This is a genomic window from Nonomuraea sp. H19 (genome assembly GCF_052068215.1).
Taxonomy (GTDB): domain Bacteria; phylum Actinomycetota; class Actinomycetes; order Streptosporangiales; family Streptosporangiaceae; genus Nonomuraea.
This window is the reverse complement of sequence record NZ_JBQHCV010000004.1, coordinates 306551-332096: the sequence shown is the minus strand read 5'-3', so window position 1 is coordinate 332096 and position 25546 is coordinate 306551. Positions and strand designations below refer to the sequence as shown.

27 protein-coding genes, 1 tRNA gene and 2 riboswitches are annotated in these 25546 nt (G+C 70.4%); of the genes, 13 read left to right on the top strand and 15 right to left on the bottom strand.

Annotated elements, in window-relative coordinates:
- Positions 1 to 54 precede the first annotated feature (54 nt).
- Both ACTMTI_RS10900 and ACTMTI_RS10895 read left to right on the top strand, forming a co-directional pair.
- Positions 55 to 819 (top strand): 3-oxoacyl-ACP reductase, encoded by a 765-nt coding sequence (locus ACTMTI_RS10900; RefSeq protein ID WP_441120282.1) that lies wholly within the window; start codon positions 55 to 57, stop codon positions 817 to 819.
- Positions 820 to 827: 8 nt separating this feature from the next.
- Positions 828 to 1517, top strand: coding sequence for a gamma-glutamyl-gamma-aminobutyrate hydrolase family protein (locus ACTMTI_RS10895; protein ID WP_441120065.1), 690 nt, complete (start codon positions 828 to 830; stop codon positions 1515 to 1517).
- Between the two features lie 21 nt (positions 1518 to 1538).
- Here the strand turns inward: ACTMTI_RS10895 and ACTMTI_RS10890 are convergent, their stop codons facing one another.
- Complete coding sequence (locus ACTMTI_RS10890) at positions 1539 to 2657, bottom strand: epoxide hydrolase family protein (protein ID WP_441120064.1); 1119 nt, start codon at positions 2655 to 2657, stop codon at positions 1539 to 1541.
- A gap of 119 nt (positions 2658 to 2776) precedes the next feature.
- Complete coding sequence (locus ACTMTI_RS10885; RefSeq protein ID WP_441120062.1) at positions 2777 to 3634, bottom strand: hypothetical protein; 858 nt, start codon at positions 3632 to 3634, stop codon at positions 2777 to 2779.
- A gap of 94 nt (positions 3635 to 3728) precedes the next feature.
- Positions 3729 to 3826: riboswitch (glycine riboswitch) on the top strand.
- Positions 3827 to 3924, top strand: a riboswitch (glycine riboswitch).
- Between the two features lie 34 nt (positions 3925 to 3958).
- Between ACTMTI_RS10885 and gcvT the strand changes: the two genes are divergently transcribed.
- The 5 genes from gcvT to ACTMTI_RS10860 all read left to right on the top strand — a co-directional run bounded on the left by gcvT (position 3959) and on the right by ACTMTI_RS10860 (position 8184).
- On the top strand, positions 3959 to 5044 hold the full coding sequence (gene gcvT, locus ACTMTI_RS10880) for a glycine cleavage system aminomethyltransferase GcvT (RefSeq protein ID WP_441120061.1): 1086 nt from the start codon (positions 3959 to 3961) through the stop codon (positions 5042 to 5044).
- Positions 5041 to 5430, top strand: a complete 390-nt coding sequence (gene gcvH, locus ACTMTI_RS10875; RefSeq protein WP_441120060.1) for a glycine cleavage system protein GcvH — start codon at positions 5041 to 5043, stop codon at positions 5428 to 5430. Before gcvT ends, gcvH begins: the two co-directional genes overlap by 4 nt.
- A gap of 57 nt (positions 5431 to 5487) precedes the next feature.
- A complete protein-coding gene (locus ACTMTI_RS10870; RefSeq protein WP_441120059.1) occupies positions 5488 to 6864 on the top strand; it encodes an L-serine ammonia-lyase in 1377 nt (458 codons plus the stop codon).
- A gap of 124 nt (positions 6865 to 6988) precedes the next feature.
- On the top strand, positions 6989 to 7918 hold the full coding sequence (locus tag ACTMTI_RS10865; protein WP_441120058.1) for a toxin glutamine deamidase domain-containing protein: 930 nt from the start codon (positions 6989 to 6991) through the stop codon (positions 7916 to 7918).
- The gene (locus ACTMTI_RS10860) at positions 7915 to 8184 is read left to right on the top strand and encodes a hypothetical protein (RefSeq protein ID WP_441120057.1); all 270 of its coding nucleotides are present in this window, start codon (positions 7915 to 7917) and stop codon (positions 8182 to 8184) included. Before ACTMTI_RS10865 ends, ACTMTI_RS10860 begins: the two co-directional genes overlap by 4 nt.
- A 166-nt stretch (positions 8185 to 8350) precedes the next feature.
- Here ACTMTI_RS10860 and ACTMTI_RS10855 read toward each other — a convergent pair whose 3' ends face one another.
- The 4 genes from ACTMTI_RS10855 to ACTMTI_RS10840 form a co-directional block, all read right to left on the bottom strand.
- Positions 8351 to 10840 (bottom strand): ABC transporter permease, encoded by a 2490-nt coding sequence (locus ACTMTI_RS10855; protein ID WP_441120056.1) that lies wholly within the window; start codon positions 10838 to 10840, stop codon positions 8351 to 8353.
- Position 10841: 1 nt separating this feature from the next.
- Entirely contained in the window at positions 10842 to 11582 is a 741-nt protein-coding gene (locus ACTMTI_RS10850) for an ABC transporter ATP-binding protein (RefSeq protein WP_441120055.1), read from the bottom strand.
- Between the two features lie 109 nt (positions 11583 to 11691).
- Positions 11692 to 12342, bottom strand: coding sequence for a response regulator transcription factor (locus ACTMTI_RS10845; protein ID WP_441120053.1), 651 nt, complete (start codon positions 12340 to 12342; stop codon positions 11692 to 11694).
- 13 nt (positions 12343 to 12355) lie between these two features.
- On the bottom strand, positions 12356 to 13525 hold the full coding sequence (locus ACTMTI_RS10840; protein ID WP_441120052.1) for a sensor histidine kinase: 1170 nt from the start codon (positions 13523 to 13525) through the stop codon (positions 12356 to 12358).
- A 165-nt stretch (positions 13526 to 13690) separates the two neighbouring features.
- On the opposite strand from ACTMTI_RS10840, the gene ACTMTI_RS10835 reads away from it, so the two are divergent.
- Positions 13691 to 14239 carry a hypothetical protein gene (locus tag ACTMTI_RS10835; RefSeq protein ID WP_441120050.1) on the top strand — a complete coding sequence of 183 codons (549 nt, stop codon included), beginning with the start codon at positions 13691 to 13693 and terminating at the stop codon, positions 14237 to 14239.
- A gap of 217 nt (positions 14240 to 14456) precedes the next feature.
- Here ACTMTI_RS10835 and ACTMTI_RS10830 read toward each other — a convergent pair.
- A tRNA-Leu gene (locus tag ACTMTI_RS10830) sits at positions 14457 to 14539 on the bottom strand.
- Between the two features lie 124 nt (positions 14540 to 14663).
- Positions 14664 to 15137, bottom strand: a complete 474-nt coding sequence (gene bcp / locus ACTMTI_RS10825) for a thioredoxin-dependent thiol peroxidase (protein ID WP_441120049.1) — start codon at positions 15135 to 15137, stop codon at positions 14664 to 14666.
- 141 nt (positions 15138 to 15278) lie between these two features.
- On the opposite strand from bcp, the gene ACTMTI_RS10820 reads away from it, so the two are divergent.
- Positions 15279 to 15611: a DUF3618 domain-containing protein gene (locus ACTMTI_RS10820; RefSeq protein ID WP_441120047.1), complete on the top strand. Its 333-nt coding sequence runs from the start codon at positions 15279 to 15281 to the stop codon at positions 15609 to 15611.
- A 4-nt stretch (positions 15612 to 15615) separates the two neighbouring features.
- Here ACTMTI_RS10820 and ACTMTI_RS10815 read toward each other — a convergent pair whose 3' ends face one another.
- Positions 15616 to 16809 (bottom strand): amino acid deaminase/aldolase, encoded by a 1194-nt coding sequence (locus tag ACTMTI_RS10815; protein WP_441120046.1) that lies wholly within the window; start codon positions 16807 to 16809, stop codon positions 15616 to 15618.
- 137 nt (positions 16810 to 16946) lie between these two features.
- Here ACTMTI_RS10815 and ACTMTI_RS10810 point away from each other — a divergent pair, with 137 nt between their 5' ends.
- Positions 16947 to 17546 (top strand): DUF6286 domain-containing protein, encoded by a 600-nt coding sequence (locus ACTMTI_RS10810; protein ID WP_441120044.1) that lies wholly within the window; start codon positions 16947 to 16949, stop codon positions 17544 to 17546.
- Complete coding sequence (locus tag ACTMTI_RS10805; protein WP_441120043.1) at positions 17546 to 18040, top strand: hypothetical protein; 495 nt, start codon at positions 17546 to 17548, stop codon at positions 18038 to 18040. The genes ACTMTI_RS10810 and ACTMTI_RS10805 overlap by 1 nt, the downstream gene beginning before the upstream one ends.
- 27 nt (positions 18041 to 18067) lie before the next feature.
- On the opposite strand, the gene ACTMTI_RS10800 is transcribed toward ACTMTI_RS10805, so the two are convergent.
- From ACTMTI_RS10800 to rph, 3 genes are read right to left on the bottom strand one after another with little or no spacing between them, the layout of a single operon-like run.
- Positions 18068 to 19852, bottom strand: a complete 1785-nt coding sequence (locus ACTMTI_RS10800) for a molybdopterin-dependent oxidoreductase (protein WP_441120041.1) — start codon at positions 19850 to 19852, stop codon at positions 18068 to 18070.
- A 46-nt stretch (positions 19853 to 19898) separates the two neighbouring features.
- The gene (rdgB, locus tag ACTMTI_RS10795; protein ID WP_441120039.1) at positions 19899 to 20489 is read right to left on the bottom strand and encodes an RdgB/HAM1 family non-canonical purine NTP pyrophosphatase; all 591 of its coding nucleotides are present in this window, start codon (positions 20487 to 20489) and stop codon (positions 19899 to 19901) included.
- Positions 20486 to 21205: a ribonuclease PH gene (gene rph / locus ACTMTI_RS10790; RefSeq protein WP_441120281.1), complete on the bottom strand. Its 720-nt coding sequence runs from the start codon at positions 21203 to 21205 to the stop codon at positions 20486 to 20488. The genes rdgB and rph overlap by 4 nt, the downstream gene beginning before the upstream one ends.
- A 53-nt stretch (positions 21206 to 21258) precedes the next feature.
- On the opposite strand from rph, the gene ACTMTI_RS10785 reads away from it, so the two are divergent.
- Positions 21259 to 22512, top strand: a complete 1254-nt coding sequence (locus ACTMTI_RS10785; RefSeq protein ID WP_441120037.1) for an MFS transporter — start codon at positions 21259 to 21261, stop codon at positions 22510 to 22512.
- 10 nt (positions 22513 to 22522) lie between these two features.
- On the opposite strand, the gene ACTMTI_RS10780 is transcribed toward ACTMTI_RS10785, so the two are convergent.
- The 3 genes from ACTMTI_RS10780 to ACTMTI_RS10770 form a co-directional block, all read right to left on the bottom strand.
- Positions 22523 to 23275 carry an MBL fold metallo-hydrolase gene (locus ACTMTI_RS10780; protein WP_441120036.1) on the bottom strand — a complete coding sequence of 251 codons (753 nt, stop codon included), beginning with the start codon at positions 23273 to 23275 and terminating at the stop codon, positions 22523 to 22525.
- Positions 23272 to 24096, bottom strand: coding sequence for a glutamate racemase (gene murI / locus ACTMTI_RS10775; RefSeq protein WP_441120034.1), 825 nt, complete (start codon positions 24094 to 24096; stop codon positions 23272 to 23274). The genes ACTMTI_RS10780 and murI overlap by 4 nt, the downstream gene beginning before the upstream one ends.
- 93 nt (positions 24097 to 24189) lie before the next feature.
- Entirely contained in the window at positions 24190 to 24981 is a 792-nt protein-coding gene (locus ACTMTI_RS10770; RefSeq protein WP_441120032.1) for a thioesterase family protein, read from the bottom strand.
- Between the two features lie 156 nt (positions 24982 to 25137).
- Between ACTMTI_RS10770 and ACTMTI_RS10765 the strand changes: the two genes are divergently transcribed.
- On the top strand, positions 25138 to 25464 hold the full coding sequence (locus ACTMTI_RS10765; RefSeq protein WP_441120031.1) for a hypothetical protein: 327 nt from the start codon (positions 25138 to 25140) through the stop codon (positions 25462 to 25464).
- The last annotated feature ends 82 nt before the right edge of the window (positions 25465 to 25546 follow it).

Here is a 25546-nt window from a genome sequence, read left to right as displayed (position 1 = left end):
GGGAGTGAACCCGGCGCAGTGAGCAAAGCGAATAATGAGCAGGGAGTGAGATCAGTGCAGCGGTTGCAGGATCGGGTGGCCGTCATCACCGGCGCGGGCAGCGGCATCGGGCTGGCCACGGCCCGCAGGTTCGCCGAGGAAGGCGCCAGGGTCGTCTGCGTGGACGTCGACGAGGAGGCGGGCAAGAAGGCCGCGGCCGAGGTCGGCGGCCTTTTCGTCAAGGCCGACGTGACCAGCGAGGACGACGTCGTGCGGATGTACGAGACGGCGCACGCGACGTACGGCAGCGTGGACATCGCCTTCAACAACGCCGGCATCTCGCCGCCCGACGACGACTCGATCCTGGAGACCGGCATCGACGCCTGGCGCCGCGTCCAGGAGGTCAACCTGACCAGCGTCTACCTGTGCTGCAAGCACGCGATCCCGTACATGCGGCGGCAGGGCAAGGGCTCGATCATCAACACCGCCTCGTTCGTGGCCGTCATGGGGTCGGCGACGTCGCAGATCTCCTACACCGCCTCCAAGGGCGGCGTGCTGGCGATGTCCCGCGAGCTCGGCGTGCAGTTCGCCAGGGAGGGCATCCGGGTCAACGCCCTGTGCCCCGGGCCGGTGAACACGCCGCTGCTGCAGGAGCTGTTCGCCAAGGACCCGGAGCGGGCGCAGCGGCGGCTGGTGCACGTTCCCGTGGGGCGCTTCGCCGAGGCCACGGAGATCGCGGCCGCGGTGGCGTTCCTGGCCAGCGACGACGCGTCGTTCATCACGGCCAGCGAGTTCCTGGTGGACGGCGGCATTTCCGGCGCCTACGTGACGCCGCTCTAGGAGGGGTCGTGCGTCCTGTCATCGGCATCACGTCCTACGTCGAGCCCGCGAAGTTCACGGTGTGGACCGACATGACCGTCGCGCTCCTGCCGTACATGTACGTGGAGCAGGTCGTACGCGCCGGCGGGCAGCCCGTCGTCCTGCCGCCGGCCGGCGATCCCGCGCAGGTCGTGAGCCGCCTGGACGGGCTGATCCTGGCCGGGGGCGGCGACATCGACCCGGCCAGGTACGGCACGACACCGGAGGAAAAGACCAGCTATATCCGCAAATTTCGGGACGAGGCGGAGTTCGCCGTGATCAGCGCCGCCCTCGACGCCGAGCTGCCGTTCCTGGGCATCTGCCGCGGCCTCCAGGTGCTGAACGTCACCCTCGGCGGCACCCTCCACCAGCACCTCCCCGACGTGGTCGGGCACACGGGCCACTCCCCCGCGCCCGGCCGTTTCGGCCCGCTGCCCATCACCCCCGCCCCCGGCACCCGGCTGGCCAAGGCCCTGGGCACGGAGCCGGTGACCGTCCCGCACTACCACCATCAGGCCATCGACCGCCTCGCCCCCGGCCTCACCGTCACCGCCACGGCCGAGGACGGCACGATCGAAGCGGTCGAGCTGGACTCGGGCCCGTTCACGGTCGCCGTGCAGTGGCATCCGGAGGCGGCCGACGACTGCGCGACCTTCGAGGCGCTGGTGGCGGCCTGCTGACCGGCTCAGTGCCGGTGCTCCTCAGCGCAGCCCCGTGAAGAACGCGCGGACGTCGGCGACGAACGCCTCCGGCTGTTCCAGGGCGGCGAACGTGCCGCCCTGGTCGTGCTCCACCCAGCCGACGATGTTGTTGTCGCGCTCGGCGAAGCGCCGGATCGGCCGCAGGATGTCCTTGGGGAAAACCGAGATCGACGTGGGCACCGTGGCCGGCTTGAGCTCCCACTCGACGCTGGTGTCCTGGTCGGTGTCCGGCGTCTCGACGAACGACCGGGCGGCCGAGCCGGCGGTGTTGGTCAGCCAGTAGAGCATGACCGTGGTCAGCAGCCGGTCGGTGTCGATGCCGGCGTCGCTCCACTCGTGGTAGACGCCGGCGAACCAGGCCAGCAGCGCGACCGGCGAATCGGCCATGCCGTAGGCGAAGGTCTGCGGCCGGGCCGACTGGATGAGCTTGTAGCCGTACTGCTCGGTCAGGTAGCGCTCGCGGAAGGCCAGGCGTTCCTGCTCCACCTCGCTCAGGTCGTCGAACTCGCCGGGCGCGCCGATGGGGAAGCAGATGATGCCGTTGCCGTGCATGCCGGCGACGCGTTCCGGAGCCAGCACGCCGACCTCTCGCGAGATCCAGGTGCCCCAGTCACCGCCCTGAACGCCGAAACGCTCGTAGCCGAGCCGGGTCATGAGCTCCAGCCAGGCTCTGGCGATGCGGGTGGAGCCCCATCCGATCTCATGGGTGGGACCGGACAGCCCATAGCCGGGCAGGGACGGGATGACCAGGTGGAAGTCCCGGCTGAGCGGCTCGATCACGTCGAGGTACTCCACGGGGGAGCGGGGCCAGCCGTGGGTGATCAGCAGGGGCAGGGCATCGGGGTTCGCGGACCGGATGTGGAGGAAGTGGACCCGCTGCCCGTCGATCTCGGTGACGAACTGGTCATGCCGGTTCAGCTCGGCCTGGGCGCCGGCCCAGTCATAGCCGGTACGCCAGTACGCGACCAGCTCCTTGAGGTGGCCGAGCGGAACGCCATATCCCCAGCCCAGACCGGGGACCTCGTCCGGCCAGCGCACCCGGTCGAGCCGCGCGTGCAGATCGTCCAGATCGGCTTGGGCGGTTTCGAGGCGGAAAGGCCGGATGTCGTGCAAGGTCACATGATCTCCTTCGAGCGTATCGTACGTCGTACCGTACAGCATACGGTTCGTGCCACGCAAGCCGGCCACTCGACATGCTGGTGAAAAGCCGCGGATGCCTTCTCGGGCACCCGCGGCCGTTACGCGACCGGCTTCAGCACGTCGTCGAAGAAGACGACGTCCTTGCCGTACTTCTCCTCGACCCTGCGGCGCAGGTCATCGCTCGTCAGCCAGGAGGTCACCTCCACCCGGTTCCGCGTCACGCTGGAAGACGCCGTGATGAGGCCGCCGCTGCCCATCTCGCCCTCCACCTGCCGCTGGATCTCGTGCAGCTCGGCCTGGCTGCGCTGCGCGCCGCTCACGCACAACGCGCCGCCCCACACCCCCCGGATCCACTTCTCACGACCCGCCAGGTCGCCGGTGAACTTGAGATTCAGGACCAGGCGCTTCGGATCGTTGCCCTGCTTCTCCGTCTCCCTGGGAGTCAGGAGCGGGTCCAGGTAGCTCTGGTCGAGCCACGCTCCCGCGAACTCCTCGGCCGTCCCGGCCAGCGACATCGCCTTCTCCAGGGTCTCCTGCGTCGCCCTGGCCGGATCGACGGGCCGCCAGCCGCCCGCGGGCTTGGGGCACGGGCTCGCGAACCCGCCCTCCCCCGCCGGATCCTCCCTGGCCCGCACCGGCTCTCCCGGCGGCTCCGTCAGGGTCAGCCGGGCGCCGTCCCAGGTGCCGACCACCCGGTACGAGCCCCACTTCACGCCGGCCAGCGACTCATGCTTCACCTTGCTCCAGTCCCAGCCCATGACGTCGGGACCACCGCACTGGGGCGGGTTCGACTCCGCGACCATCGTGCATAACTGGGGCCCGTGCCCGCCGCCTTCGAGCACCGTCAGACTGGCCTCGTAGCGAGGCGGTGGCGCGGGAGCCGCGGCCTCCTGGGCGCCGCAGGACGTGACTGTCAGGGCGGCCGCGAGGCCCAGAGCCGCCGTTCGCCGATTCATACCTCTATCGACGTCACCGTCCCCCGGACGGTTCAGGACAGACCGGTACGCGACAACACCCCCGTCACGGCACTAGGCTGACGGACATCACCGACGAAACCGTGCGGGAGAGCACCCTGACAGCCGGTCAGGGTCCCTGAAGGAGCAAGCCCTCCCCGCGAACCTCTCAAGGCAAAGGACCGCACGGACGAGGTGTCCTCTGGAAAGCAGGCCTGCTGGGGCCTCGCCGAAGGTGAAAGTCCGGTAAAACCCGGGCGAAGCTCTCAGGCATCAATGACAGAGGGGGAGGATGCTGGCATCCGATCCTGTCCTGAGGTGCGCAAAATGTCCCGACCGACACCGCTACGAGACGTTCACGAGAGCCTCGGCGCCACGCTCACCGACTTCGCGGGGTGGCTCATGCCCCTCCGGTACGGAAGCGAGTCCGCGGAGCACAACGCCGTTCGCGAGGCGGCCGGGCTGTTCGACCTCTCCCACATGGGCGAGATCTTCGTAACAGGGCCGCAGGCCGGGCAGGCGCTGGACTACGCGCTGGTCGGCCACCTGTCGGCGGTGGCGCCCGGGCGGGCCAGATACACCATGATCGTCAATGAGCGGGGCGGGGTGCTCGACGACCTCATCGTGTACCGGCTCGGCGACGAGGAATTCATGGTCGTGGCAAACGCCTCAAACTACGAAAAAGTCGCGAATGAGCTGACGATTCGCGCGAAGGCGTACGACGCGGTGGTCGAAGACCGCTCCGACCAGTACGCCCTGATCGCCGTACAGGGGCCCCGTTCCCAGGAGATCCTCGCCACGCTCACCGACGCCGACCTCGGCGGGCTCAAGTACTACGCGGGCCTGCCCGGCCTGGTGGACGGGCGGGAGGCGCTCATCGCCCGTACCGGCTACACCGGCGAGGACGGGTTCGAGCTCTTCGTCGCCAACCAGGACGCGGTGCCCCTCTGGCACGCGCTCATGGCCGCGGGCGAGCCGTACGGACTCAAGCCCGCGGGCCTGTCCAGCCGGGACACGCTCAGGCTGGAGGCGGGTATGCCGCTGTACGGCAACGAGCTCACCGCCGAGCTCACCCCGTTCGACGCGGGGCTCGGCAAAGTGGTGAAATTCGACAAGCCCGGCGACTTCGTCGGCAGGTCGGCGCTCGAGGCGGTCAAGGACGATCCGCCCCGGCGCCGCCTCGTCGGCCTGGTCGCACGGGGCCGCCGGGTGCCGCGACATGGTTACCCGGTCACCAAAGACGGCGTCGTCGTCGGCGAGGTCACCAGCGGTGCGCCTTCCCAGACTCTGGGCAAGCCCATCGCGATGGCCTACGTGGACACCGGGGCCGAAAAAAGCCTGGCCGTGGACATCCGGGGCAGCCAAGAACCTATGGACCTGGTCGAGCTGCCCTTTTACAGGAGGAAGAAGTGAGCAACATCCCTGACGACCTGAGCTACACCAAGGAGCACGAGTGGGTGGCCGGGGTCGACGACGGGCTGACCGTGACCGTCGGCATCACGGCCTATGCCGCCGACGCGCTTGGTGATGTCGTCTATGTGCAGCTCCCCGATGTCGGTTCGGTCGTCGAGGCCGGCGACTCGGTCGGGGAAGTGGAGTCGACCAAGTCCGTGAGCGAGATCTACACGCCGGTCGGCGGCGAGATCGTCGAGGTGAACCAGGCCGTCGCGGACGACCCGTCGCTCGCCAACAGCGACCCGTACGGCGAGGGCTGGATGTTCCGCGTCCGTATGGAGGGCGACCCGGAGGACCTGCTGTCCGCCGAGGAGTACACGGCGCTCACCTCGGGTGAGTCCTGATCTAATTTCGCCGGGGCCCTCACCGGGGCCCCGGCCCTGCCTGAAGGGCGCACATCAATGGCGATCAGCGTCTTCGACCTCTTCAAAATAGGCATCGGCCCCTCCAGCTCCCACACCGGCGGCCCGATGGCGGCCGCGCACAAGTTCGCCCGCGGCCTGCACGACGACGGCCTCCTGCCGCGCGTCGCCCGCGTCGAGGCGATCCTGTACGGTTCCCTGGGCCTGACTGGCAAGGGCCACGGCAGCGACAAGGCCGTCCTGCTGGGCCTTTCGGGCGAGAAGCCCGAGCTGGTGGACGTCGACACGATCGAGGACCGCCTGGCCGCCATGCGCGCCTCGGGCACGGTCAAGCTGTACGGCACGCGCGAGATCCCCTTCGTCGTGGGCGAGGACCTCGTCTTCGAACGCAAGATCTCGCTCCCCGAGCACCCGAACGGCATGCGCTTCACCGCGTACACCTCGGACGGCGAGAAGCTCAGAGAGAAGGTCTACTTCTCGGTCGGCGGCGGCTTCGTGGTGGACGAGCAGGCCACCGGTGCCGACCGCATCAAGCCGGACGACACCGTGCTCCCCTACCCCTTCACCACCGGGGAGGAGCTGCTCAAGCACTGCTCCAACACGGGCCTGTCGATCTCCGCCCTCATGCTGGAGAACGAGAAGGCCTTCGGGCGCACCGAGGAGGAGATCCGCGCGGGCATCCTCAACCTGTGGCGCGTCATGTCGGAGTGCGTGCGCCGCGGCATCGCCAAGGAAGGCGTACTGCCCGGTGGCCTCAAGGTCAAGCGCCGCGCCAACCAGCTCCACCGCCGCCTGCAGTCGGAGCCGGCGGAGAAGGACCCGCTGCAGGCCATGGACTGGGTGGCGCTGTTCGCGCTGGCGGTCAACGAGGAGAACGCCGCCGGCGGCCGCATCGTCACCGCCCCCACCAACGGCGCCGCCGGGATCATCCCGGCCGTTCTGACCTACTACACCCGCTTCGTCCCGCACGCCGACGACGAGGGCGTGGTCCGCTTCTTCCTGACCGCCGCCGCGATCGGCGTGCTGTTCAAGGAGAACGCCTCCATCTCGGGCGCCGAGGTCGGCTGCCAGGGCGAGGTCGGCTCGGCCTGCTCGATGGCCGCCGCCGGGCTCACGGAGGTCCTCGGCGGCACGCCGGAGCAGGTGGAGAACGCCGCCGAGATCGGCATCGAACACAATCTGGGCCTGACCTGCGATCCGATCGGCGGACTGGTCCAGATCCCGTGCATCGAGCGCAACGCCGTCGCCTCCAACAAGGCCATCACCGCGGCGCGGATCGCGCTGCGCGGCGACGGCCGCCACTACGTGGCCCTGGACAAGGCCATCAAGACCATGCGGGACACCGGCCGCGACATGCTCGACAAGTACAAGGAGACGTCGCGGGGCGGGCTGGCCGTCAACGTGATCGAGTGCTGAGAGTCGCGCTTGGGCCTGTTTGTGCAGGTACGGCGGGTAGAGCCGGCGGCGAATCTGCCTGAATTCGCGTCCCGGCCCGGGCGGCGCCTCTACGATCGGTCGCGAGCATGACAGGAGGCAGGCCGTGTTCCGCGAGCACAAGCCGAGTGTCCGGTGGGTCCTTCCAGAGGGTCGGTACAACCCCGTGGTCGGGGAGGGTGTGCGGTGGCTCGACTATGAGCGGGCCGCCGAAGTCGATGCCGCGCCCGTGAAGGACGCCGATTCTCCGGGGGGCTCGACCACCTTAGAGCAGACGGCGGCGATGGAGCCCGCGAGCGGGCAGGAGCCCGATGCGGCCGCGACCGGCGACGGGGTGCCGGACGAGGACTGCGCGGCCCTGCCCGACGATCCTTGGTCCGGCGTCCTCGACGGGCCGGCCGAGCCGGCCCCGGAGTGCGACTGGTTCGATGGGCCGCACCGGCCGCCCAGGCTCGCCGACTGCCGGCCGTACGGAGTGCCGGGCGGGCTCGCGCAGCCGGACCCGCAGGTGGAGCGGGACCTGGCCGCGGCACTGCCGCCGGGCGCCCGCTTCCCCGACCCGCGCGGCACCTGGGTACGGCTGATCAACGGCGGCGGTCCCGCCGACGACCCGTTCAGAACCTCCAACGCCGCCGACTGCGCGCTGGCCGTGCTGTCCACCTGGCACGGCGAGCCCGCGACAGCCGCACCCAGGCTGCCCGAGTACGACAGGGTCGGCCGGCCGCTGCTCACCGGCGAGCGGGGCAGCAGGGCGCGGATCGAGCGATGGGCCGGGCATCGCCTCCAGTACACCGGCCAAGGGCGGCACGCGTACCCGATGATCGCGCGGCGGCTGCTCAACGCCGGGCACGGGGCCGCCGCCGTCATCGTGGTGCGCTGGCCGGGCGGCGGCACCCACGCGTGGAACGCCGTCAACGCCGACGGCGAGGTGATCTGGATCGACGCGCAGCGGGGGCACATGTCCGTCGAGCCCCCGTACACGACGGTGACCGGGGTGTTCTGCATGATTCTCGACAGGAAAGGGCAGCCGCGATGAACCTGGGTCAGGCTCGGGCGCTGGCCGAGGAATACTTCAACGGGGTACGGCCGCCGGACGAGGCGTTGCCGGTGGGACTCTACGGCTTCCATGACGGATATGTCGCGTGGATCCCGGAGCTCGACCCCGACGACCCCGCCAGGTTGCCGGACACGGTCGGCGGCGGCTGCATCGTGATCGGCCGGGCCACGGGTGAGGTGGTGGCCCGGCCGCTTCTCGACCCCGAGACGGTCGCCGAGCTCTGGCCCGGCCGTACGCCCCGCTGAGGGCCGGCCCTCCGCGGGAGAGGGCCGGGCGCCGCCCCCATGAGACGCCCGACCCTCCGGATCGCGGGCTGCCAGGAGACGACGTGCCGGGCCGCCCGCGCGTGAAGGATAGGGTCCCCCTATCCTCCTTTTCCGGTTTTATTCGTCTAAGCGCTCTTCGCCCGGATCAGCCCGTCGCAAGGGAGCCGACGATCGAGGTCCGCGCGGCCCTGCGCGCCGGGAGCACGGCGGCCAGCACGCCCGCCAGCCCCGACAACACCACGAACAGCGCGATCTGCGGCACCGGCACCGAGAAGACGGCCCCGTCCAGCATCGCCATCACCGCGGCCCACCCGAACACGCCGCCGAGCCCGGCCCCGACCAGCGCCCCGATCAGCCCCAGCACCAGCGCCTCGATCGAGAGCATCCGGCGCAGCTGCGGCCGGGTCAGCCCCAGCGCCCGCAGCAGCGCCGACTCCCTCGTCCGCTCGTGCACCGACAGCGACAGCGTGTTCGCGATGCCCAGCAGCGAGATCAGGATCGCCAGCCCCAGCAGCCCGGTGACGATCATGAGCAGCATGTCCAGCGTCTCGTCGAACTGCCCGCGCACCTCGGTCGAGCTGGACAGCTGGACCATCGGATAGGCCGCGATGGCCGCCTCCACCACCGGGCGTGCCCGGTCGGCCGGCACGCCGTCCCGGATGTTGATCATCACCCTGGAGTCCGGCAGGCGCGGGAAGTACGTCTCGAACGGTTGCTCGGCGACGGTGAGCGGGGGCAGCCAGGAGTTCGTGCCGGACAGGACGGCGACCACCCGCAGCGCCACGGTCCCGGCCGCGCCCGTCTTCGCCCGCACGGTGTCGCCGACCTTGACGCCCAGTTCCCTGGCCGCGTAGTCGAGCAGCGCCACCTGACCTGCGGCGAGCCCTGACATCGACCCGGAGAGCACCTCGGAAGCGATCTTCCCGTTGAAGGTGCCGATGTCGTAGTTCCGGTCCGCCACCTTCGTCCGGATCTCCCGAGTCAGCAGCACCGCGGCCAGCTCCGGCTTTCCGCGCAGTTCCGCGGCGACCGACCGCGGGATGCCGGCCTCGTTTCCCTGGGCGGCCAGCATGTAGTCGACGGGGAACTGCTCATCGAGCTTGGCCTGAACGGTCGCCCTGGTGGAGGCGCTGAGCACCGAGATCAGCACCATCAGCGTCACCCCGATGGTGAGCGCCACCGTCGTGGTCGCGGCCCGCCCGGGGTTGCGCACGGAGTTGTCCAGGGCCAGGCGCCCGGGCACGCCGAACAGCCGGGCCGGGATCCAGCCGACGACCGCGCTCAGCGGCCTGACCAGCACCGGCCCGAGGATCAGCACGGCCAGGAAGGTCAGCGCGCCGCCGGCCATCACGACGAACAGCGTGGCCGGCTCGCCGGGCGTCATCCCCCACACGCCGAAGCCGGTCGTGCCCAGTCCGGCCAGCGTGAACAGCGCCGCCGAGCTCCAGCGCAACACCCCGGCACGGAACGTCTGCTCCTCCGCCTGCGTGCGCAGCGCCGCGACCGGCGGGACCCGGGTGGCCGACCGCGCCGGCAGCAGCGCAGCGCACACGGTGACCACCAGGCCCACGGCCAGACCGATCGCGATCGTGGCCGGCTCCAGCGCGACGGCCGTGCCGGTGGGCAGCGGGGCGTCGAACGCGCCGAGCACCGCCAGCGCGAGCGCGGCCAGGCCGTACCCGATGACCAGGCCGAGCGCGGAGGCGAGCAGGCCGACGGCGACCGACTCCACCACGATCGAGCCGAACACCTGCCCCCGTGTGGCGCCGATGCAGCGCAGCAGCGCCATCTCCCTGGTGCGCTGCGCGACGAGGATGTTGAAGGTGTTGTAGATGACCAGCGCGGCCACCATCATCGCCACGACGCCGAACATCAGCAGGCCCACGGTCAGCGTCTTCATCTCGACCCCGGCCGCTCTGGCCAGGTCCGCGGCCAGTTCGTCGCCGGTCTTGACCACGGCCGCGCCGCCGGCGGCCGCCGCCACGGCCTGCTTCAGCCCGGGAGCGGCGCCCGCGACGTCGATCTCCAGATAGCCCTTCGCGCCGGTCATCCGCTGCGCGGTGGCCGTGGTGAAGCCGAGCGCGCCGGTGAAGGAGAGCTCCTGGTCCACGCCGGGGTCGAGGAGCCCGACGAGCTTGAACCGGTGCGCGGCCTGCCGGCGGTCGAGCACGGTGATCGTGTCGCCGATCTGGAAGCCCTGGGCCTTGGCGGTGTTCTCGTCGAGGACGGCGGCCTCGTCGTCGGTGCCCGGACCGCTGCCGGCCACGATCGTGGTGCGGTCCAGCGGGCCGCGGACGATCGAGACGGCCGTGGTGGGCTGACTGCCGACGACCTTGCCGTTCTTGCCGAGCAGTGGCGCGGGTCCGCGGATCAGGCCCTGGGCCTCGGTCACGCCGGGGATGGCGCGTACGCGTTCGAGGACCTTCTCGGACAGGACGCCGTCGGGCTTCGCGGGCAGTACGGCCACGTCCACCTTGTCCGCGTCGGCCGTGACCCGCTGGGAGAACCCCGCCTGGATGGTGTCGTTCAGCACGAACGTGCCCGCGATGAACCCCACCCCCAGCATGATCGCCAGCGAGGTGAGCAGCAGCCGCAGCTTGTGCGCGCGCAGCCCGGCCAGTGCCGTCTTCAGCACCTCACGCCTCCAGCTTCACGAGCGTGTCCAGCACGGACTGCGGCGTCGGCGCGGCGAGCTCGGTGACCAGCTCGCCGTCGCGCAGGAACACCACGCGGTCGGCGTACGAGGCCGCGACCGGGTCGTGCGTGACCATGACGATGGTCTGGCCCAGATCGCGCACGGAGGTGCGCAGGAAGGACAGGATCTCGGCGCCGCTCCGCGAGTCCAGGTTCCCGGTCGGCTCGTCGGCGAAGATCACCTGGGGCTTGCTGATCAGCGCCCTTGCCACGGCCACGCGCTGCTGCTGGCCGCCGGACAGCTCGCTCGGGCGGTGCGCGAGCCGGTTCTTCAGCCCGACGGTCTCGATGACCCGGTCGAACAGCGGCTGGTCCGCCCGGCGGGCGGAGATCTCCAGCGGCAGGCGGATGTTCTGCTCGGCGGTCAGCGTGGGCAGCAGGTTGAACGCCTGGAAGACGAAGCCGATCCGCTCGCGGCGCAGCAGCGTGAGCTGCCTGTCGTTCAGCCCGGTCAGGTCCACGTCGCCGATGCGCACGGCCCCCGAGGTCGCGGTGTCGAGGCCGGCCAGGCAGTGCATCAGCGTGGACTTGCCGGAGCCCGACGGGCCCATGATGGCGGTGAACGCGCCGGTCGCGAAGGCCACGTTCACTTCGCGCAGGGCCTGCACGACGGCGTCGCCCTGGCCGTACACCTTGGTCAGATTCGTGGCCACCACGGCGGGCGGGGCCTGGGTGAGCGTCACATTCACTCCTTGTCGCGGATCTGGACAACGCGATCAACGCTAGGAGTGGAAATTTCCCGATCTATGGGTCCTGAGGAGGGACTTCAGGTCGGACCACAGACGACCCCGGTCAGACTTTCGGCCGATGGGACGGCACGACCAGCCCGACCTCGTACGCGTAGACCACCACCTGAGCCCGGTCCCGCAGCCCCAGCTTGGCCAGCACCCGCCCCAGATGAGTCTTCACCGTGGCCTCGGCGACCTCCAGGCCGTTCGCGATCTCCATGTTGGACAGGCCGCGGGCCACCATGAGCAGGACCTCCCGCTCGCGCGGCGTCAGGTCGGCCGCCGCCGTCGGCTCCCGCGACGGCAGCTGCGCGGCGAACTTGTCGAGCATCCGCCGCAACGTGCTGGGCGAGACCACGGCGTCGCCCGCGTGCACGTGCCTGATCGCGCTGAGCAGGTCGTCCGGCGGCACGTCCTTCAGCAGGAACCCGGCCGCGCCCGCCTTGACCGCCGCGAACGCGTACTCGTCCAGGTCGAACGTGGTCAGGATCAGCACCTTCGGGCCGTCGATCCGGCTGGTGGCCTCGACGCCGTCCATGTTCGGCATACGCACGTCCATGAGCACGACGTCCACCTCGGTGGTCTTCAGCAGCTCCAGGGCCGCGACCCCGTCGCCGGCCTCCGCCACCACCTGGATGTCCGGCTGGGCGCCGAGCACCATCCTGAAACCGGCACGCAACAGCTCCTGATCGTCGACCAGCATCACGCGTATCACCAGGCCACCTCCTCTACGCCGCCTTGACCATGGGCAACCTGGCCAGCACCTCGAAGCCGCCGCCGGGACGCGGGCCGGCCCAGATGGCGCCGCCGTACATGCCGGCCCGCTCGCGCATGCCGATCAGCCCGTGACCGTCGGGGCTCTTCGGCGCCGCCGCGCCCCTGCCGTCGTCGGTCACGCGCAGGACCAGCTCGGGGCCGCCGTACTCGATCTCCACGAGCGCCTGGACGCCGGGGCCGCCGTGCTTGAGGGCGTTGGTGAGAGCCTCCTGGACGATGCGGTAGACCGCGAGCTGCTGGCCTTCGGGCAGCTCGCCCGGCACCCCGCCGACCCGCAGCCGCGCGGGCACGCCCGAGCCGCGCACCAGCTCCTCCAGCTGGCCGAGCCCCGGCTGCGGGGTGTAGTCGGTGCCGCCGGTCTCGTTCTCCCGTAGCACGCCCACCAGCCTGCGCATCTCGGCGAGCGCGGCCCGGCCGGTCTTGGAGATGTTCTTGACGGCCAGCCGGGCCTGCTCGGGGTCGCTGTCCAGGGCGTAGCCCGCGCCGTCGGCCTGCACCACCATCACGCTGACGTTGTGGGCCACGACGTCGTGCAGCTCTCTGGCGATCCTGGCGCGCTCGGCCGCGGCCGCCATCCTGGCCTGCTGGTCCCGCTCGCGTTCCGCGCGCTCGGCGCGCTCCTCCAGGCCCTCCAGGTAGCGGCGGCGGGTGTTGGCGTACAGGCCCGTCAGCCAGATCGTCACCACGAAGATCGAGCCGCTGACGAACATGCCCAACGTGGGCGTGTCCCAGTTGACCAGAGCCAGGAACGCCCCCAGCTCCGCCACCAGGCCCGCGGCCAGCGCCCAGCCGAACGAGCACCGATAGGCCACCGCCCAGAGCGCGACCAGCACCGCCAGGTTGGCCGGCAGCGGGTTGATGTCCGCCAGCCACTGCCCGAAGCTGATCAGCGAGACGACCGAGAACGCGGCCAGCGGCCGGTCCCGCCACAGCAGCGGCGCGAGCAGCACCGCCGACAGGCCCAGGTAACCGGCCACGCTGAGATACGGGCCGCCGCCCGGTGGGGTGTAGCTCGCGTAGGGCACCGTCGTGAGCGCGCACAGCGCGGCGAGTGGAGCGACCCGCAGGGCGCTGGCCAGCTTCTCGTGGCGGCGCGACCACGCCCGTACACTCCCGAACACATCATCACGATATGTAAGGCAGATCCGGGGTTGGTCCGCCTCTAGGCGGAAGTACGTGTACGACCAAGGTCGCACATGCCGAGGGCCTTACACGGGGCTTACGGTGCGTTGGGCATCCTTTTACTTGGGAGCGCCCGTTTTGCGGGCGAGTAAAGGGAGATCGTGATGGCGGATCATGATCGCGACGCTGGGTCGCGCGGTGAAGAGGAAGCACCGCGCGACCCGGACCCGGGCGCGACGGCGGACACGGACGTTCACCCGAGCGGACCTGGCCTGAAATACGGCGAGATCCCGCCAGGCCCCGGAACTCAGGCGACCCAGGAGCACGCGTCGGCCGCGCACACCATGCCCGGCCCCTCCGGGTGGCCCTCGTCCCCGCCACCGCCGCGCTCCGACTCCTTCAGGGACTTCATCCGGCAGAAGCCGGCCCAGATCGCCGGCGCCGGCCTGATCGGCCTCGTCCTCGGCGCCATGCTCGGCGGCACCGCCGTGGCGGTGGTCAGCAACCTCGCCGACAGGCACGACGGATACGACATCCGGATGGCTCACGACTGGGGAGCGAGACGCGGTTTCGTGATCCCTGAACGCGCCTATCCCCTCTGCGGCATGGGCCCGGACAACGTCCCCTGCGTGGCGCCGCCCGGGAAAGCCGTGGTGCCCGATCCCACCCAGACATTCGTCGTTCCTCCCCCGAGGCCCACCAGCACTGGTTAGCGGGAGGTAAGGAACCGGGCTTTTCCCGGAAATGATGAGCGCTGGGCTCGGTTTGAATGGCTCGGGCGGCCGCGGTGGGCGAAAATGGCCACGCTCACCGGAATCCCGCGTAGCGTTCGACGATCGCCGGGAAAACCTGCGGCCGTTGTGCCCGGACCGTCACTCGCAAACGGCGACATTCGCCGGGTGAAACAGGCACCGGCCCGGTGCGTAGATGTGCGGGCGGGGGGATTCGAACCCCCACGGTGTCTCCACCAACAAGACCTAAACCTGCCGCGTATGCCATTTCGCCACGCCCGCGCTGGTCCCCGCGAATGCGGGCCTGAAACAGTTTAGCGCTCCGCGCGGGCACGGGAAGCAGTGTGCGGACGCGATGCCCGCGCGGACGGCGCGGGCCCTCGCGCGAGAGGGCCCGCGGGCAAGGTCAGGCCAGCCCCAGCTTCTTCTTGAGCGCGGCCACGTGCCCCGTGGCTTTCACGTTGTAGAGCGCCTGCTCGACCTTGCCGTCACCGTCGATGACGAACGTCGAGCGGATGACGCCCACAACTTCCTTGCCATACAGCTTCTTGGTGCCGTACGCGCTGTATGCCTGATGGACGGCCAGGTCCGGGTCCGACAGCAGAGGGAAGGTCAGGGAGTCGCGTTCGACGAACTTGGCAAGCTTTTCCGGTTTGTCCTTCGACACGCCGAGAACGACGAATCCTTCGGCCGTCAACTGGCTGAGGTTGTCGCGGAAGTCGCAGGCCTGCTTGGTGCAGCCGGGCGTCATCGCGGCAGGGTAGAAATAGAGGATCACGCGTTTGCCGCGGCAGGCGTCGAGCGAGACGGTGCCGCCGTCGGCGGTGGGCAGCGTGAAATCGGGCGCGGCGTCGCCCGGGGCGAGTCGGATTTCTGTCACTGGGCCCTCCTGGGTTCGTCCCGCAAACCTACCGGCCCGGCCGCCGTGCCGTACGGGGTGAGGAACTGACAGACTGATCACGACGACTGCGGACGGGCACGCGAAGCGGGCACGGCCACGCGTACGGTCGAGAGGAGAGCCATGGCTGAGACCGATCCCGACGAGCTGGAGCGGCGGATCGCGCAAACGCGCGCGGAGTTGGCGGAGACGGTCGACGCCATTGCCGACCGGGTGAGCCCCAAGCGAGTCACCGAGCGCACGGTGGCCGACGTCAAGAGCAAGGCCGGCAACTTCGTGGCGTCCGTGGGGGATGCCCTGGGGGTCACGCAGAAGCCGGTCGAATACGGCGAGGAGTCGGACCGGCTGTGGGAGGAAGAGCAGCCCAACCTGGCGCCGATGCTGATGGGGATCGGCGCGGTGCTGGTCGTAGGGGCGGCCATCGTCCTCTGGCGGCGCCGCCGCAACCGCGGCTGACCTCTCAGAGGAAGGTCCGGCCCTCGCCTCTGTACGTGGGGGCCGACTCCACGACGGCGTCGCCGTCGATGAGGTGCAGGGTGTCGAAGCGCTCGCACATCTCGCCCGCCTTGGCGTGCCTGAACCACACCCTGTCCCCGATGCGCAGGTCCTGGGCCGCCTGGCCGAGCAGCGGCGTCTGGACCTCGCCCGCGCCCTCTTCAGGCGCGTAGCGCAGGCCGGCGGGCAGGTACGGCTGGGGCAGGCGGCTCGGCCCGGCGGGCCCCGAGGCCAGATACCCGCCGCCGAGCACCGTCGCCGTGTCCGGATTCGGCCGGCGCACCACCGGCAGCGCGAACAGCGCCGCCGGGTGGCCGGTGAAGCTCCGGTAGAAGTCGAACAGCCGGGGATGGAAGAGGCCGGATCCGGCCGCCACCTCCGTGACGGCCTTCTCACGCACGGTCCGCTCGATGCAGCCGGTGCCGCCGCCGTTGACGAATTCGAGGTCGGCGATCTGGCGTACGGCGTTCACGATGCGGCCGCGCCGGACGATGAGCTCCCGCGCGGACCGCTCCTGCACGAGGCGCAGGACGCGGGTGTAGGCGGCGTTCGCAGGCGGGGCGTCGCCGACCCCGGCGATCTGGGCCTCGTACGCCATCAGCCCGGTCAGCCGCAGGCCGGGCCGCTTGGCGATCGCGGCGGCCAGGTCGGCGGCCTGGTCGGGCTCACGGATGGGCGAGCGGAGGGCGCCCGCCCGAAATTTCCCACCGAAGGCGACATACCCGGCGTCCAGGTCGACGCAGACCCGGATCTCCGCCCGAGGATGCGTCGCGGCCACGGCCGACTCGATGAAGTCCAGGTGAGCCGCCGAGTCGACGGTCACCGTGATGCGCCTGGCCGCGTGCGCGTCCCCGGCCAGGGCGGCCAGCGCCTGCCGGTCGGCCGTCGGGTAGGCCACGAGGATGTCGGTGAAGCCGTGCCCGGCCAGCCACAGCGCCTCGGGCAGCGTGAAGGCCATGAGCCCGCGGAAGCCGTCCATGGCCAGGACGCGTTCGAGGACCGCGCGGCTGCGTACCGACTTGGTGGCCACCCGGATCGGCTTGCCCGCCGCCCGCCGTACGAGGTCGGCCGCGTTGGCCCGCATGGCCGCCAGGTCGAGGATCGCGAACGGCGGCTCCAGCGCCGCTGTGGCGTGGTCATACCGCAGCCGGTCATCCATACCAGCAGCGTAACGGCATATAGGGCAAAAGAACATGAGCCCAGTTCACATTAGTCGGAGTCCCCGTAATGTTCGGGCAAATCGGCGGCGAGGGCGCGGTTCACGCGGTGCGCGGCCCATGTACGTCTGTCGTTGTGATGACCACGCTTCAGCAGCTGCTGCCCGGTGCCACCGTCACGGCTCAGCACGCTGGGCTGCGCAGAGCGAGGAGGGTCCTCAGGCCGGCGCGTACCCTCCCGGGAGCCGTCGTCGCGCTCGCACTCGCGGCCGGGCTGGGGGCGACCACCGCCGAGGTGGTGTCGGCACTGCTCGGGCATCCGCTCGGCTGGGTCCCCGTGAACGAGCTGGTCGAGCTGGCGGGCAAGAGCACCTGGCCGGAGCTGTCCACCGCCGCCCTGGTCACGGCCGGCGCAGGCGCGCTGTCGCTGCTGCTGGCGATCGTGCCAGGCCGCTGCAGGCTGGTCCCGGTGGAGACGTCCGATCCGCTGATCGTCATCGGCATCACCCGCGTGGGGCTCCGCCGCACGCTCCGCTCGGCCGCCCAGCAGGTGGCAGGCGTGGACAAGGCCCAGGTGCGCCTGCGCAGGCGCACCATCGAGGTCACCGTCGTGACGGGCGCGGAGAGCACGGGCTTGATGCTCAGGCAGGTCGGCACCGCAGTGGGCGACCGGCTCGCGGGCGTGGGCACGCTCGGCACGGGCGAGGTCGTGGTACGCCTGCGCAGGAAGGGTCTGTGATGCGTCAGTACGCCGGCAACCGCATCGGCCTGGCCGTCGTCGGGATCACGCTGCTGGGCCTGGGCGGGTACGCCTGGCTGCGCGGCCAGGACCGCTTCTTCGACCTGCCGCCGCACGCCAAGGTCCTCCCGGCCCAGGCGACGCGCGCTCTCGGCGCCGAGCCCTGGCCGCTGTGGATGCTGTCCCTGGTCCTGCTCCTGCTGTGCCTGACCTGCCTTCGATGGCTGCTGCTCAGCCTGGGCTGGGGCCGTCGCGGCGCCCGCAACGGCACCGGCACCGCCATGCTGTTCGTCGGCCTCAAGGGCGTCGAGGGGCTGAGCAGGGCATGCGTACGGGTGGGCGAGGACGGCCTGCGCATCGGCGTGACCTGCCCGGCGGCGACCGACATGGGGACTGTGGTGAGCAAGCTGGACCAGGACATCGTGGGCAAGATCCGCCGCGAGGTCCGCGACGACGAGACGCCCACCATGGTGCGCCTGCACGTGCGGCGATAGCTCAACTGTTCTGGGGCACCGGCCCCCTCATGCCACCTGCACCGTGATCGTGTGCCAGCCGGTCGCCCCATCGGGCGCGGGCTCCGCTTCCTGCTCGGTCTGGGTACGCCCGGCGGCGTCGGTGGCACGCACCTGGATCGTGTGCTGCCCAGGGGTGGCGTCCCAGTCGATCGACCACTGCCGCCAGGTGTCCGGCCCGGGTACCTCCGCCAGCCGCGCCTGGCGCCACTGCCCGCGATCGACCCGCACCTCCACCGCGTCGATCCCGGTGTGCTGCGCCCACGCCACTCCGGCGATCGTGGCACGCCCGGCCTTCAGCGAATCCCCCGCCTTGGGCACGTCGATGCGCGACTGGGTCTTGATGGGGCCCTCGGCCGACCAGCCGCGCGGCGTCCAGTACGCCTGGTCCCGGTCGAACCTGGTGACCTTGATGTCCACCACCCACTTGGTGGCCGACACGTACCCGTACAGACCTGGCACCACCTGGCGCACCGGGAAGCCGTGGTCCACGGGGAGCGCCTCGCCGTTCATCGCCACCGCGAACAGCGCCTCGCGCCCGTCCATGACGACGTCGGCCGGGGTGCCGCAGGTGAATCCGTCGGCGGAGGTGGACAGCAGCATGTCGGCGTCCGCCTGGAGGCCCGCCTTGCGCAGCACCTCGGCCATGCGGACGCCGAGCCAGCGGGCGTTGCCGACGAGCTCGCCGCCGACCACGTTGGACACGCAGGTGAGCGTGACGTCGGCCTCTGTGAGCGGCATGTTGAGCAGGTCGGCGTAGGTCAGCTCTATGGGGCGCTCGACCATTCCGTGGATGCGCAGCGTCCATTCGCGGGGATCGACCCGGGGGACGATGAGCGCGGTGTCGATCCTGTAGAAGTCCTTATTAGGCGTGATGAAGGACGACAGGCCGTTGATGTGGAGGTCCGCTCCTGCGGGGATGGGCTTGGCCGGGATCCTGGGCCGGGGCAGCGCCATGCTCACCCGCGCGACGTCCACCGTCCGCCGCACGCCGGACTGCCACCCGAGCACGGCGGCCGTTCCGGCGACCACCACCCCGCCGGCGACCCCGGTGAGCAACCGCCTCCGGTCGAAGGCCGGCCGATCCGCCTCGGCCGGGATCACCGCCACCCGCCCGGCCGCGCCGTCCCGCCCCGTGACGACGCCCTCATCGGCGTCCGAGCGCCCGCCAGTGTCCTTGTCCCCCACCGCTCCGCGCGTGGCGGAGCGCGCGTCCTGGCCGCCGGAGTCGGCATCGCCTGTCGCCGTCTGCGGGCCGCGTTCGCCGCCGGAGTCGGCATCGCCTGGCGCCGCCTGCGGGCCGCGTTCACCGCCGGAGGCAGCACCGCCCGTCGCCGTCTGCCGGCCGCGTTCGCCGCCGGCCCGCCGTACCAGCCAGGAAAGCGTCCAGGCGCCCGCGATCACGCCCGCGACGGTCGGCAGGGCGTCCAGGAGCCCGGCGTCCGGACGGGTCAGCACCGCGAGCACGCCGATCACCCCGAACGCCGCCAGCCCGGCACGGCCGTAGGCGAGCCGGCGCCTGGCCAGCACCCCGATGAGCGCCGCGACCCCGGCGAGCACCACCAGCACGCCCCCGATCAGGACCGCTTTGTCGCTCGTGCCGAACGTCTCTTTCGCGAACTCCACCACCGGCTTGGGCGACAGGTCGACCGTGGCATCGCCCACGGCGAGGACGGGAAACGCCTCAGGCTCGACGAACCCGGCCACGAGCAGCGCGATCCCTAGGGCCACGCCGCCGGACACCAACCCCGCCAGGGCGCCCGCCCAGGCGGGCGCCATCTCATTGCTTCGCACAATGCGACGGTACGTCGGCCTGCGTCCCCGTGTTCTTACACGGTGGTTACGAGGTCACCAGCTCGCGCACGATCGGCGCCAGGGCGCGGAAGGCCCGCCCCCGGTGGCTGATGGCGTCCTTCTCTTCCGGCGGCATCTCGGCGGTGGTGCGGTCCTCGCCGTCGGGCACGAAGATCGGGTCGTAGCCGAAGCCGTTGGACCCGCGCGGCGTGGTGACGAGGCGGCCCGCAAGCACGCCCTCGGCCACGCGGGACGCCCCGGAGGGCAGCGCGAGCGCGGCGGCGCAGGTGAAGTGGGCGGTCAGCCGGTCGGTGGGCACGTCGGAGACCTGGGCGAGCAGCAGGTCGAGGTTGGCCTGGTCGTCGCCGTGCCGGCCGGACCAGCGGGCGGAGAAGACGCCGGGCATGCCGTTGAGCACGTCGACGCAGAGCCCGGAGTCGTCGGCGACGGCGGGCAGCCCGGAGCCCCGGGCGACGGCGTGCGCCTTGAGCAGGGCGTTTTCCTCGAACGTGACCCCGGTCTCGGCGACCTCGCCGATCGAGGGGAACTCCTCCAGGCCGACGATGTCGAATCCGGCCAGGATGCGGCGCAGCTCAGCGATCTTGCCCGCGTTGCGGGTGGCCAGCACGATCTTCATGTGCCCAGGGCCTCCTGCTGGATCAGCGTGAGCTCCTCACAGCCGGTCACGGCCAGGTCGAGGAGCCGGTCGAGCAGGGCGCGGTCGAACGGGGCCCCCTCGGCGGTGCCCTGCACCTCGACGAAGCTGCCCTCGCCGGTCATCACGACGTTCATGTCGGTCTCCGCGGCGACGTCCTCGGTGTAGCAGAGGTCCAGCATCGGCACGGAGCCGACGACCCCCACGGAGACGGCCGCGACCGAGCCGATCAGCGGGTCGCCGGGGCACATCCGGCGCTCGCGCATCCACGCGACCGCGTCGGCCAGCGCCACATAAGCGCCGGTGATGGCGGCGGTCCTGGTGCCGCCGTCGGCTTGCAGGACGTCACAGTCGAGCAGAATGGAGTTTTCGCCCAACGCTTTGTAATCGACACAGGCGCGGAGCGACCGTCCGATCAACCGGGAAATCTCGTGAGTGCGGCCGCCGATTTTGCCGCGGACCGATTCGCGATCGTTGCGGGTATTGGTCGCGCGCGGCAGCATGGCGTATTCGGCCGTAACCCAGCCCTGGCCGCTGCCTCTTCGCCAGCGCGGCACGCTGTCCTGCACCGATGCCGCGCACAACACCCTGGTCCCGCCGAATTCGACCAGCACGGAACCCTCCGCGTGGGTCAGCCATTGCCGGGTGATGGTAATGGGGCGGAGCTGGTCAGGGTTGCGGCCATCCTGTCGGGACATGCAGATCACCCTATCTCCGCGCCGCGACGCTCTTGACCAAATGTGTCCGACACATGGATCCTTACGCAATGACAACGGGGGTGTTGCGAAACCCTGACTTCCTCCGGTACCTCAGCTCGCACGTCGCCGACGAACTCGGGGCGAATATCTCGCGCGTGGCGCTTCCGCTGGTGGCCGTGCTCGTGCTGCACGCCGGCCCGGCGGAGGTCGGCCTGCTGTCGTCCCTGCAGACGGCGGCGTTTCTGGTGATCGGCCTGCCCGCGGGGGTGTGGGTCGACCGGATGCGCAGGCGGCGCGTGATGATGGCGTCGGACCTGGCCAGGTTCGTGCTGCTCGCGAGCATTCCGGTGGCGGCGGAGTTAGGCGTGCTGTCCATCTGGATGATGTTCGTGGTGGCATTGCTCGCGGGCATGATGCAGGTCTTCAACGACGTGGCGGACCAGACGTACCTGCCGGAGCTGGTCAGCGAGGGGCAGCTCAGCGACGGGAACTCGAAGATGGAGGTCGTGCGCTCCGGAGCGTTCCTGGCGGGGCCGGGGCTGGGCGGCGCGCTGGTGCACCTGCTCGGGGCTTCCCGCACGCTGGCCGCCACCGCGCTGGGCGCCCTGGCCGCGGTGCTCTTCCTGTCCTCCATCAAGGCGCCGGACAAACCGCCGCCGGACACCGAGCACCGGCCTCTCCTGAGAGGGATCGCGGAGGGACTGGCGTACCTGTGGCAGGACCGGATGATGCGCCTGTTCGCGGCGTCGACCGCGCTGGTCAACCTGTGCATCAGCGCGGTGCTCGGCCTGTCGGTGCTGTTCCTGGCCGAGGAGGTCGCGCTTTCGCCGGCCGTCATCGGGGTGCTGCTCATGTCGGGCGGGATCGGCGGCCTGATCGGCGGCCTGACCGGCGGCTGGCTGTCCAGGAAGTACGGCACCGCCAGGATGACCTGGCTGGCCGCCACCCTGGGCGCGCCCTTCGGCCTGCTGCTGCCGATGACGCAGGCCGACTGGCGGGTGGCGTGCTTCGCGATCACCTCGATCATGCTGTCGTGGAGCGCTGCCCTGACGAACGTGGGCCAGATCACCTACCGGCAGACGGTGACACCCGAGCAGTTGCTTGGCCGGGTCAATGCCTCGGTGCGGTTCCTGGTCTGGGGCACCATGCCGGTGGGCGCGCTGCTCGGCGGCCTGCTCGCGCAGCAGATCGGCGTGCGGCAGGCGCTGTGGTTATTCATGGCGGGACGGCTGCTGGCGGTCCTACCACTGCTGTTCTCGCCGCTTCCGCGCATGCGTGACTTCGCGAAGGCGCGGGCCGGCTCGTAGACCGCGAGGTTCAGGCCAGCTCGTAGACCGCGCCGCTGCGTGCCAGCTCGACGGGGCCGTCGTAGCCGCCTCTGGAGGCGTCGTCGAGGACCCTGGCCTGATCGTTCCACGGGACGAGGTGGGTGAGCACGAGCCTGCCGACGTCGGCCTTCGCGGCGTGCTCGGCGGCCTGGCGGCCTGTCAGGTGCAGGTCGCGGGGCAGCCCCGGCTGCTCGACGAAGGACGCCTCGCACAGCAGGAGGTCCGTGCCCGCGGCCAGCCTGACCAGTTCGTCGCACTCGCCGGTGTCGCCGGAGTAGGCCACGGATCTGCCGCCGCTCGCGACGCGGAAGCCGTAGGCCTCGACGGGGTGGTTGACCAGGCCCGCGGTGAGGGTGAACGGGCCGATCTCGTACGTGCCGGGCTCCAGCGGCACGAAGTCGAACGCGGTCTCCAGACACGGCTCGTCCGGCATGCCGTACGCGGCCGACAACCGGGCCGGGGCGGCGGCGGGCGCGTAGACGGGCACGGCAGGATACGGCGCCTGCGGCCCGTACGTCCGCGCCACGTGGTATCCGCACATGTCGAGACAATGGTCGGCGTGCAAATGGGTCAGGCAGATCGCGTCCACGTCGTACAGGCCGATGTGGCGCTGGAGCGCGCCCAGCGACCCGCTGCCGAGATCGAGCACCATCCTGAACCCGTCCGCCTCGATGAGGTAGCAGGACGCTGGGCTGTCGGGGCCCGGGTAGCTGCCTGAGCATCCGACGATGGTCACCTTCATGTGGGCCTCCCGTTAAAGGTAGTACCCCCCACTGGTGCGACTTCGACCGCGTCGATCTCCGGGCCCAGGAAGCGCCGCCCGAGCCGGGCGAAGAGCAGGGAGTCGCCGGTGGCGCGGAAGCGGTGCCGGGGGGTGGCCTCGCTTATCGCCGCCAGATCGCGGTCGTGCAGGATCCGATAGACGTCCTTGGCCGTCTCGTCCGCGCTGGAGACCAGCGTGAGCTCGTCGCCGGCGACATAGGAGATGGCGCCGGTGAGGAGGGGATAGTGGGTGCAGCCGAGGATGAGAGTGTCGCACCCGGCGGCCCTGATGGGGTCCAGATAGTCGCGGACGACCTCGATGAGCTCGTCGCTCATCGTCTCTCCTCGTTCGACGTACTCCACCAGGCGCGGGGCGGCCACGCCGGTGAGCTGCACGTCGGGAGCCGCGGTGAAGGCGTCGTGATAGGCCATCGAGTCGATGGTGGCCCTGGTGGCGATCACGCCGACCTTACCGTTGCGGGTGGCGCGCACCGCGCGCCTGGTGGCGGGCTGGATCACCTCGACGACGGGCACGTCATAGCGCTCGCGGGCGTCGCGCAGCACGGCGGCGCTGGCGCTGTTGCACGCGATCACGAGCATCTTGACGTCGTGCTCGACGAGGTGGTCCATCACCTCCAGGGCGTGGGCACGGACCTCTGCGATGCGTTTCGGCCCGTACGGCTGGCGGGCCGTGTCGGCCACGTAGATGATCGATTCATGGGGCAACTGGTCGATGATCGCGCGGGCGACCGTCAGGCCGCCGACCCCGCTGTCGAAAATCCCAATACTCGTGTCCGGCACGCTTCAGAGAGTAGGCGACCTGCGCGATCAACACTGCGTAAGAATCCTCACAGCTGCGACGTGTGAGCCTGATGCGGTGTTGTCTTGCTCACATCAGCCTCTGCCGACGCGTGCGAGCTGGCGCGACTGGGCGACCAGGCGGCCTGCGGAGTCGCGTACCTCCACCTCCTCGTCGAACCAGCCGTCGGAGATCAGCCGGCCGCTGCCGAGCAGCGTGAGCCAGCCGGGCGCGGGCAGCGCGCGCAGGTGCCAGGTGAGGTCCACGGTCGGCGCCCAGCCGCGCTGACCGGCCGAGAAGACCACGGGCGGCAGCGCGTCCACGGCGAGGGCCAGCACGTACGGGTCCGGGTCCTGGGGCTCGGCCATCCTGAAGTACGCCCGCGACTCGGGCCTGCCGGTGGGGGCGCCGGTGAGCCAGCCGATCGTGGGCGGGTCGAAGAACAGCTCCATCTGGGCGCTCAGGTTCATGCCGGATTCGGGCTTGGGGTCGGGGAGTTTGACGCAGTCCTCAAGGCTCGGCATGTCATACGCCGATTTTTCGGCATAAATGGGCTCGATGTCGTTCAGCGTCGCGGTCGTGATCAGGGTCTCGATGTGCGCCACGCCATCCTGTACGAGCGTGGCCCTGGCGAAAGCGGCCGTCCTGCCCGCCTTGAGCGGCTCGACTTTGACCTGCGCGGGACCGGCCACGGGCGCTTTGAGGAACTGCGCGGTCGTGCTCACCGGGTGCTCGAATGGCGAGGCGTCCACTGCCGCGCGCAAGACCACGGCCATGAGGTAGCCGCCGTTGAGCGGGCCGCCGATCGCGTAGCCGGGGTCGAGACACACGTCGTAGATCCCGTCGTCGATCTTGATCGCCTGCGTGGCCTCGTCGAATTTGGTCATCCACCCTGCCTCAAGTCTGGAATCTTATTCTAGTTAGGCACATACTACGGAGGCCGCGTTCGGCGGTCTGCCGCAGGCAGCGGAGCTCACGCCGGGACGTGGCCATCATCAGCGTGCCTACCTGGGAAAACGCGGTCCAGCTGAGACTGTTTGATCATGGCTAGTGTCACCGAACTCATAGGTCAGTCCGTCTGGGACTCCAACGGGGTGTGGGTCGGTCACGTCGTCGACATCCGTGTGGTCAAACACCCGGGCGAGCTCCAGCAGAGCCACACCGTCTACGGACTCGTCGTCTCCGGCCGCCGCGCCCCGCTGCTGCTCGGGCTCACCCGCGACCGCCAGGGCCGCGCGTCCTGGCTCACCCGGGCGCTGGCGCGGGTGGTCTACGCGGGGTGCACGTTCGTGCCGTGGTCGAGCGTCACGGACTACAGCGGAGGCGAGGTCCACATCGCCGTACTCAGGAAGGAGCTCAGCCGGGTCTGATTTCGACTTCAGCACATTGCAAGCGCCCGACAAGCAACATCAGCTAACTTTCTCTGTGGTCAAAAGTCCACTTTGTGAGTTG

Excerpts from the sequence above, each read along its gene's own strand:
- ACTMTI_RS10885 (WP_441120062.1), bottom strand. The coding sequence starts at position 3,634 with ATGAATCGGCGAACGGCGGCTCTGGGCCTCGCGGCCGCCCTGACAGTC.
- gcvT (WP_441120061.1), top strand. The coding sequence starts at position 3,959 with ATGTCCCGACCGACACCGCTACGAGACGTTCACGAGAGCCTCGGCGCC.
- ACTMTI_RS10870 (WP_441120059.1), top strand. The coding sequence starts at position 5,488 with ATGGCGATCAGCGTCTTCGACCTCTTCAAAATAGGCATCGGCCCCTCC.
- ACTMTI_RS10860 (WP_441120057.1), top strand. The coding sequence starts at position 7,915 with ATGAACCTGGGTCAGGCTCGGGCGCTGGCCGAGGAATACTTCAACGGG.
- ACTMTI_RS10835 (WP_441120050.1), top strand. The coding sequence starts at position 13,691 with ATGGCGGATCATGATCGCGACGCTGGGTCGCGCGGTGAAGAGGAAGCA.
- ACTMTI_RS10820 (WP_441120047.1), top strand. The coding sequence starts at position 15,279 with ATGGCTGAGACCGATCCCGACGAGCTGGAGCGGCGGATCGCGCAAACG.
- ACTMTI_RS10815 (WP_441120046.1), bottom strand. The coding sequence starts at position 16,809 with ATGGATGACCGGCTGCGGTATGACCACGCCACAGCGGCGCTGGAGCCG.
- ACTMTI_RS10810 (WP_441120044.1), top strand. The coding sequence starts at position 16,947 with ATGACCACGCTTCAGCAGCTGCTGCCCGGTGCCACCGTCACGGCTCAG.
- ACTMTI_RS10805 (WP_441120043.1), top strand. The coding sequence starts at position 17,546 with ATGCGTCAGTACGCCGGCAACCGCATCGGCCTGGCCGTCGTCGGGATC.
- rdgB (WP_441120039.1), bottom strand. The coding sequence starts at position 20,489 with ATGAAGATCGTGCTGGCCACCCGCAACGCGGGCAAGATCGCTGAGCTG.
- rph (WP_441120281.1), bottom strand. The coding sequence starts at position 21,205 with ATGTCCCGACAGGATGGCCGCAACCCTGACCAGCTCCGCCCCATTACC.
- ACTMTI_RS10785 (WP_441120037.1), top strand. The coding sequence starts at position 21,259 with ATGGATCCTTACGCAATGACAACGGGGGTGTTGCGAAACCCTGACTTC.
- ACTMTI_RS10780 (WP_441120036.1), bottom strand. The coding sequence starts at position 23,275 with ATGAAGGTGACCATCGTCGGATGCTCAGGCAGCTACCCGGGCCCCGAC.
- ACTMTI_RS10770 (WP_441120032.1), bottom strand. The coding sequence starts at position 24,981 with ATGACCAAATTCGACGAGGCCACGCAGGCGATCAAGATCGACGACGGG.
- ACTMTI_RS10765 (WP_441120031.1), top strand. The coding sequence starts at position 25,138 with ATGGCTAGTGTCACCGAACTCATAGGTCAGTCCGTCTGGGACTCCAAC.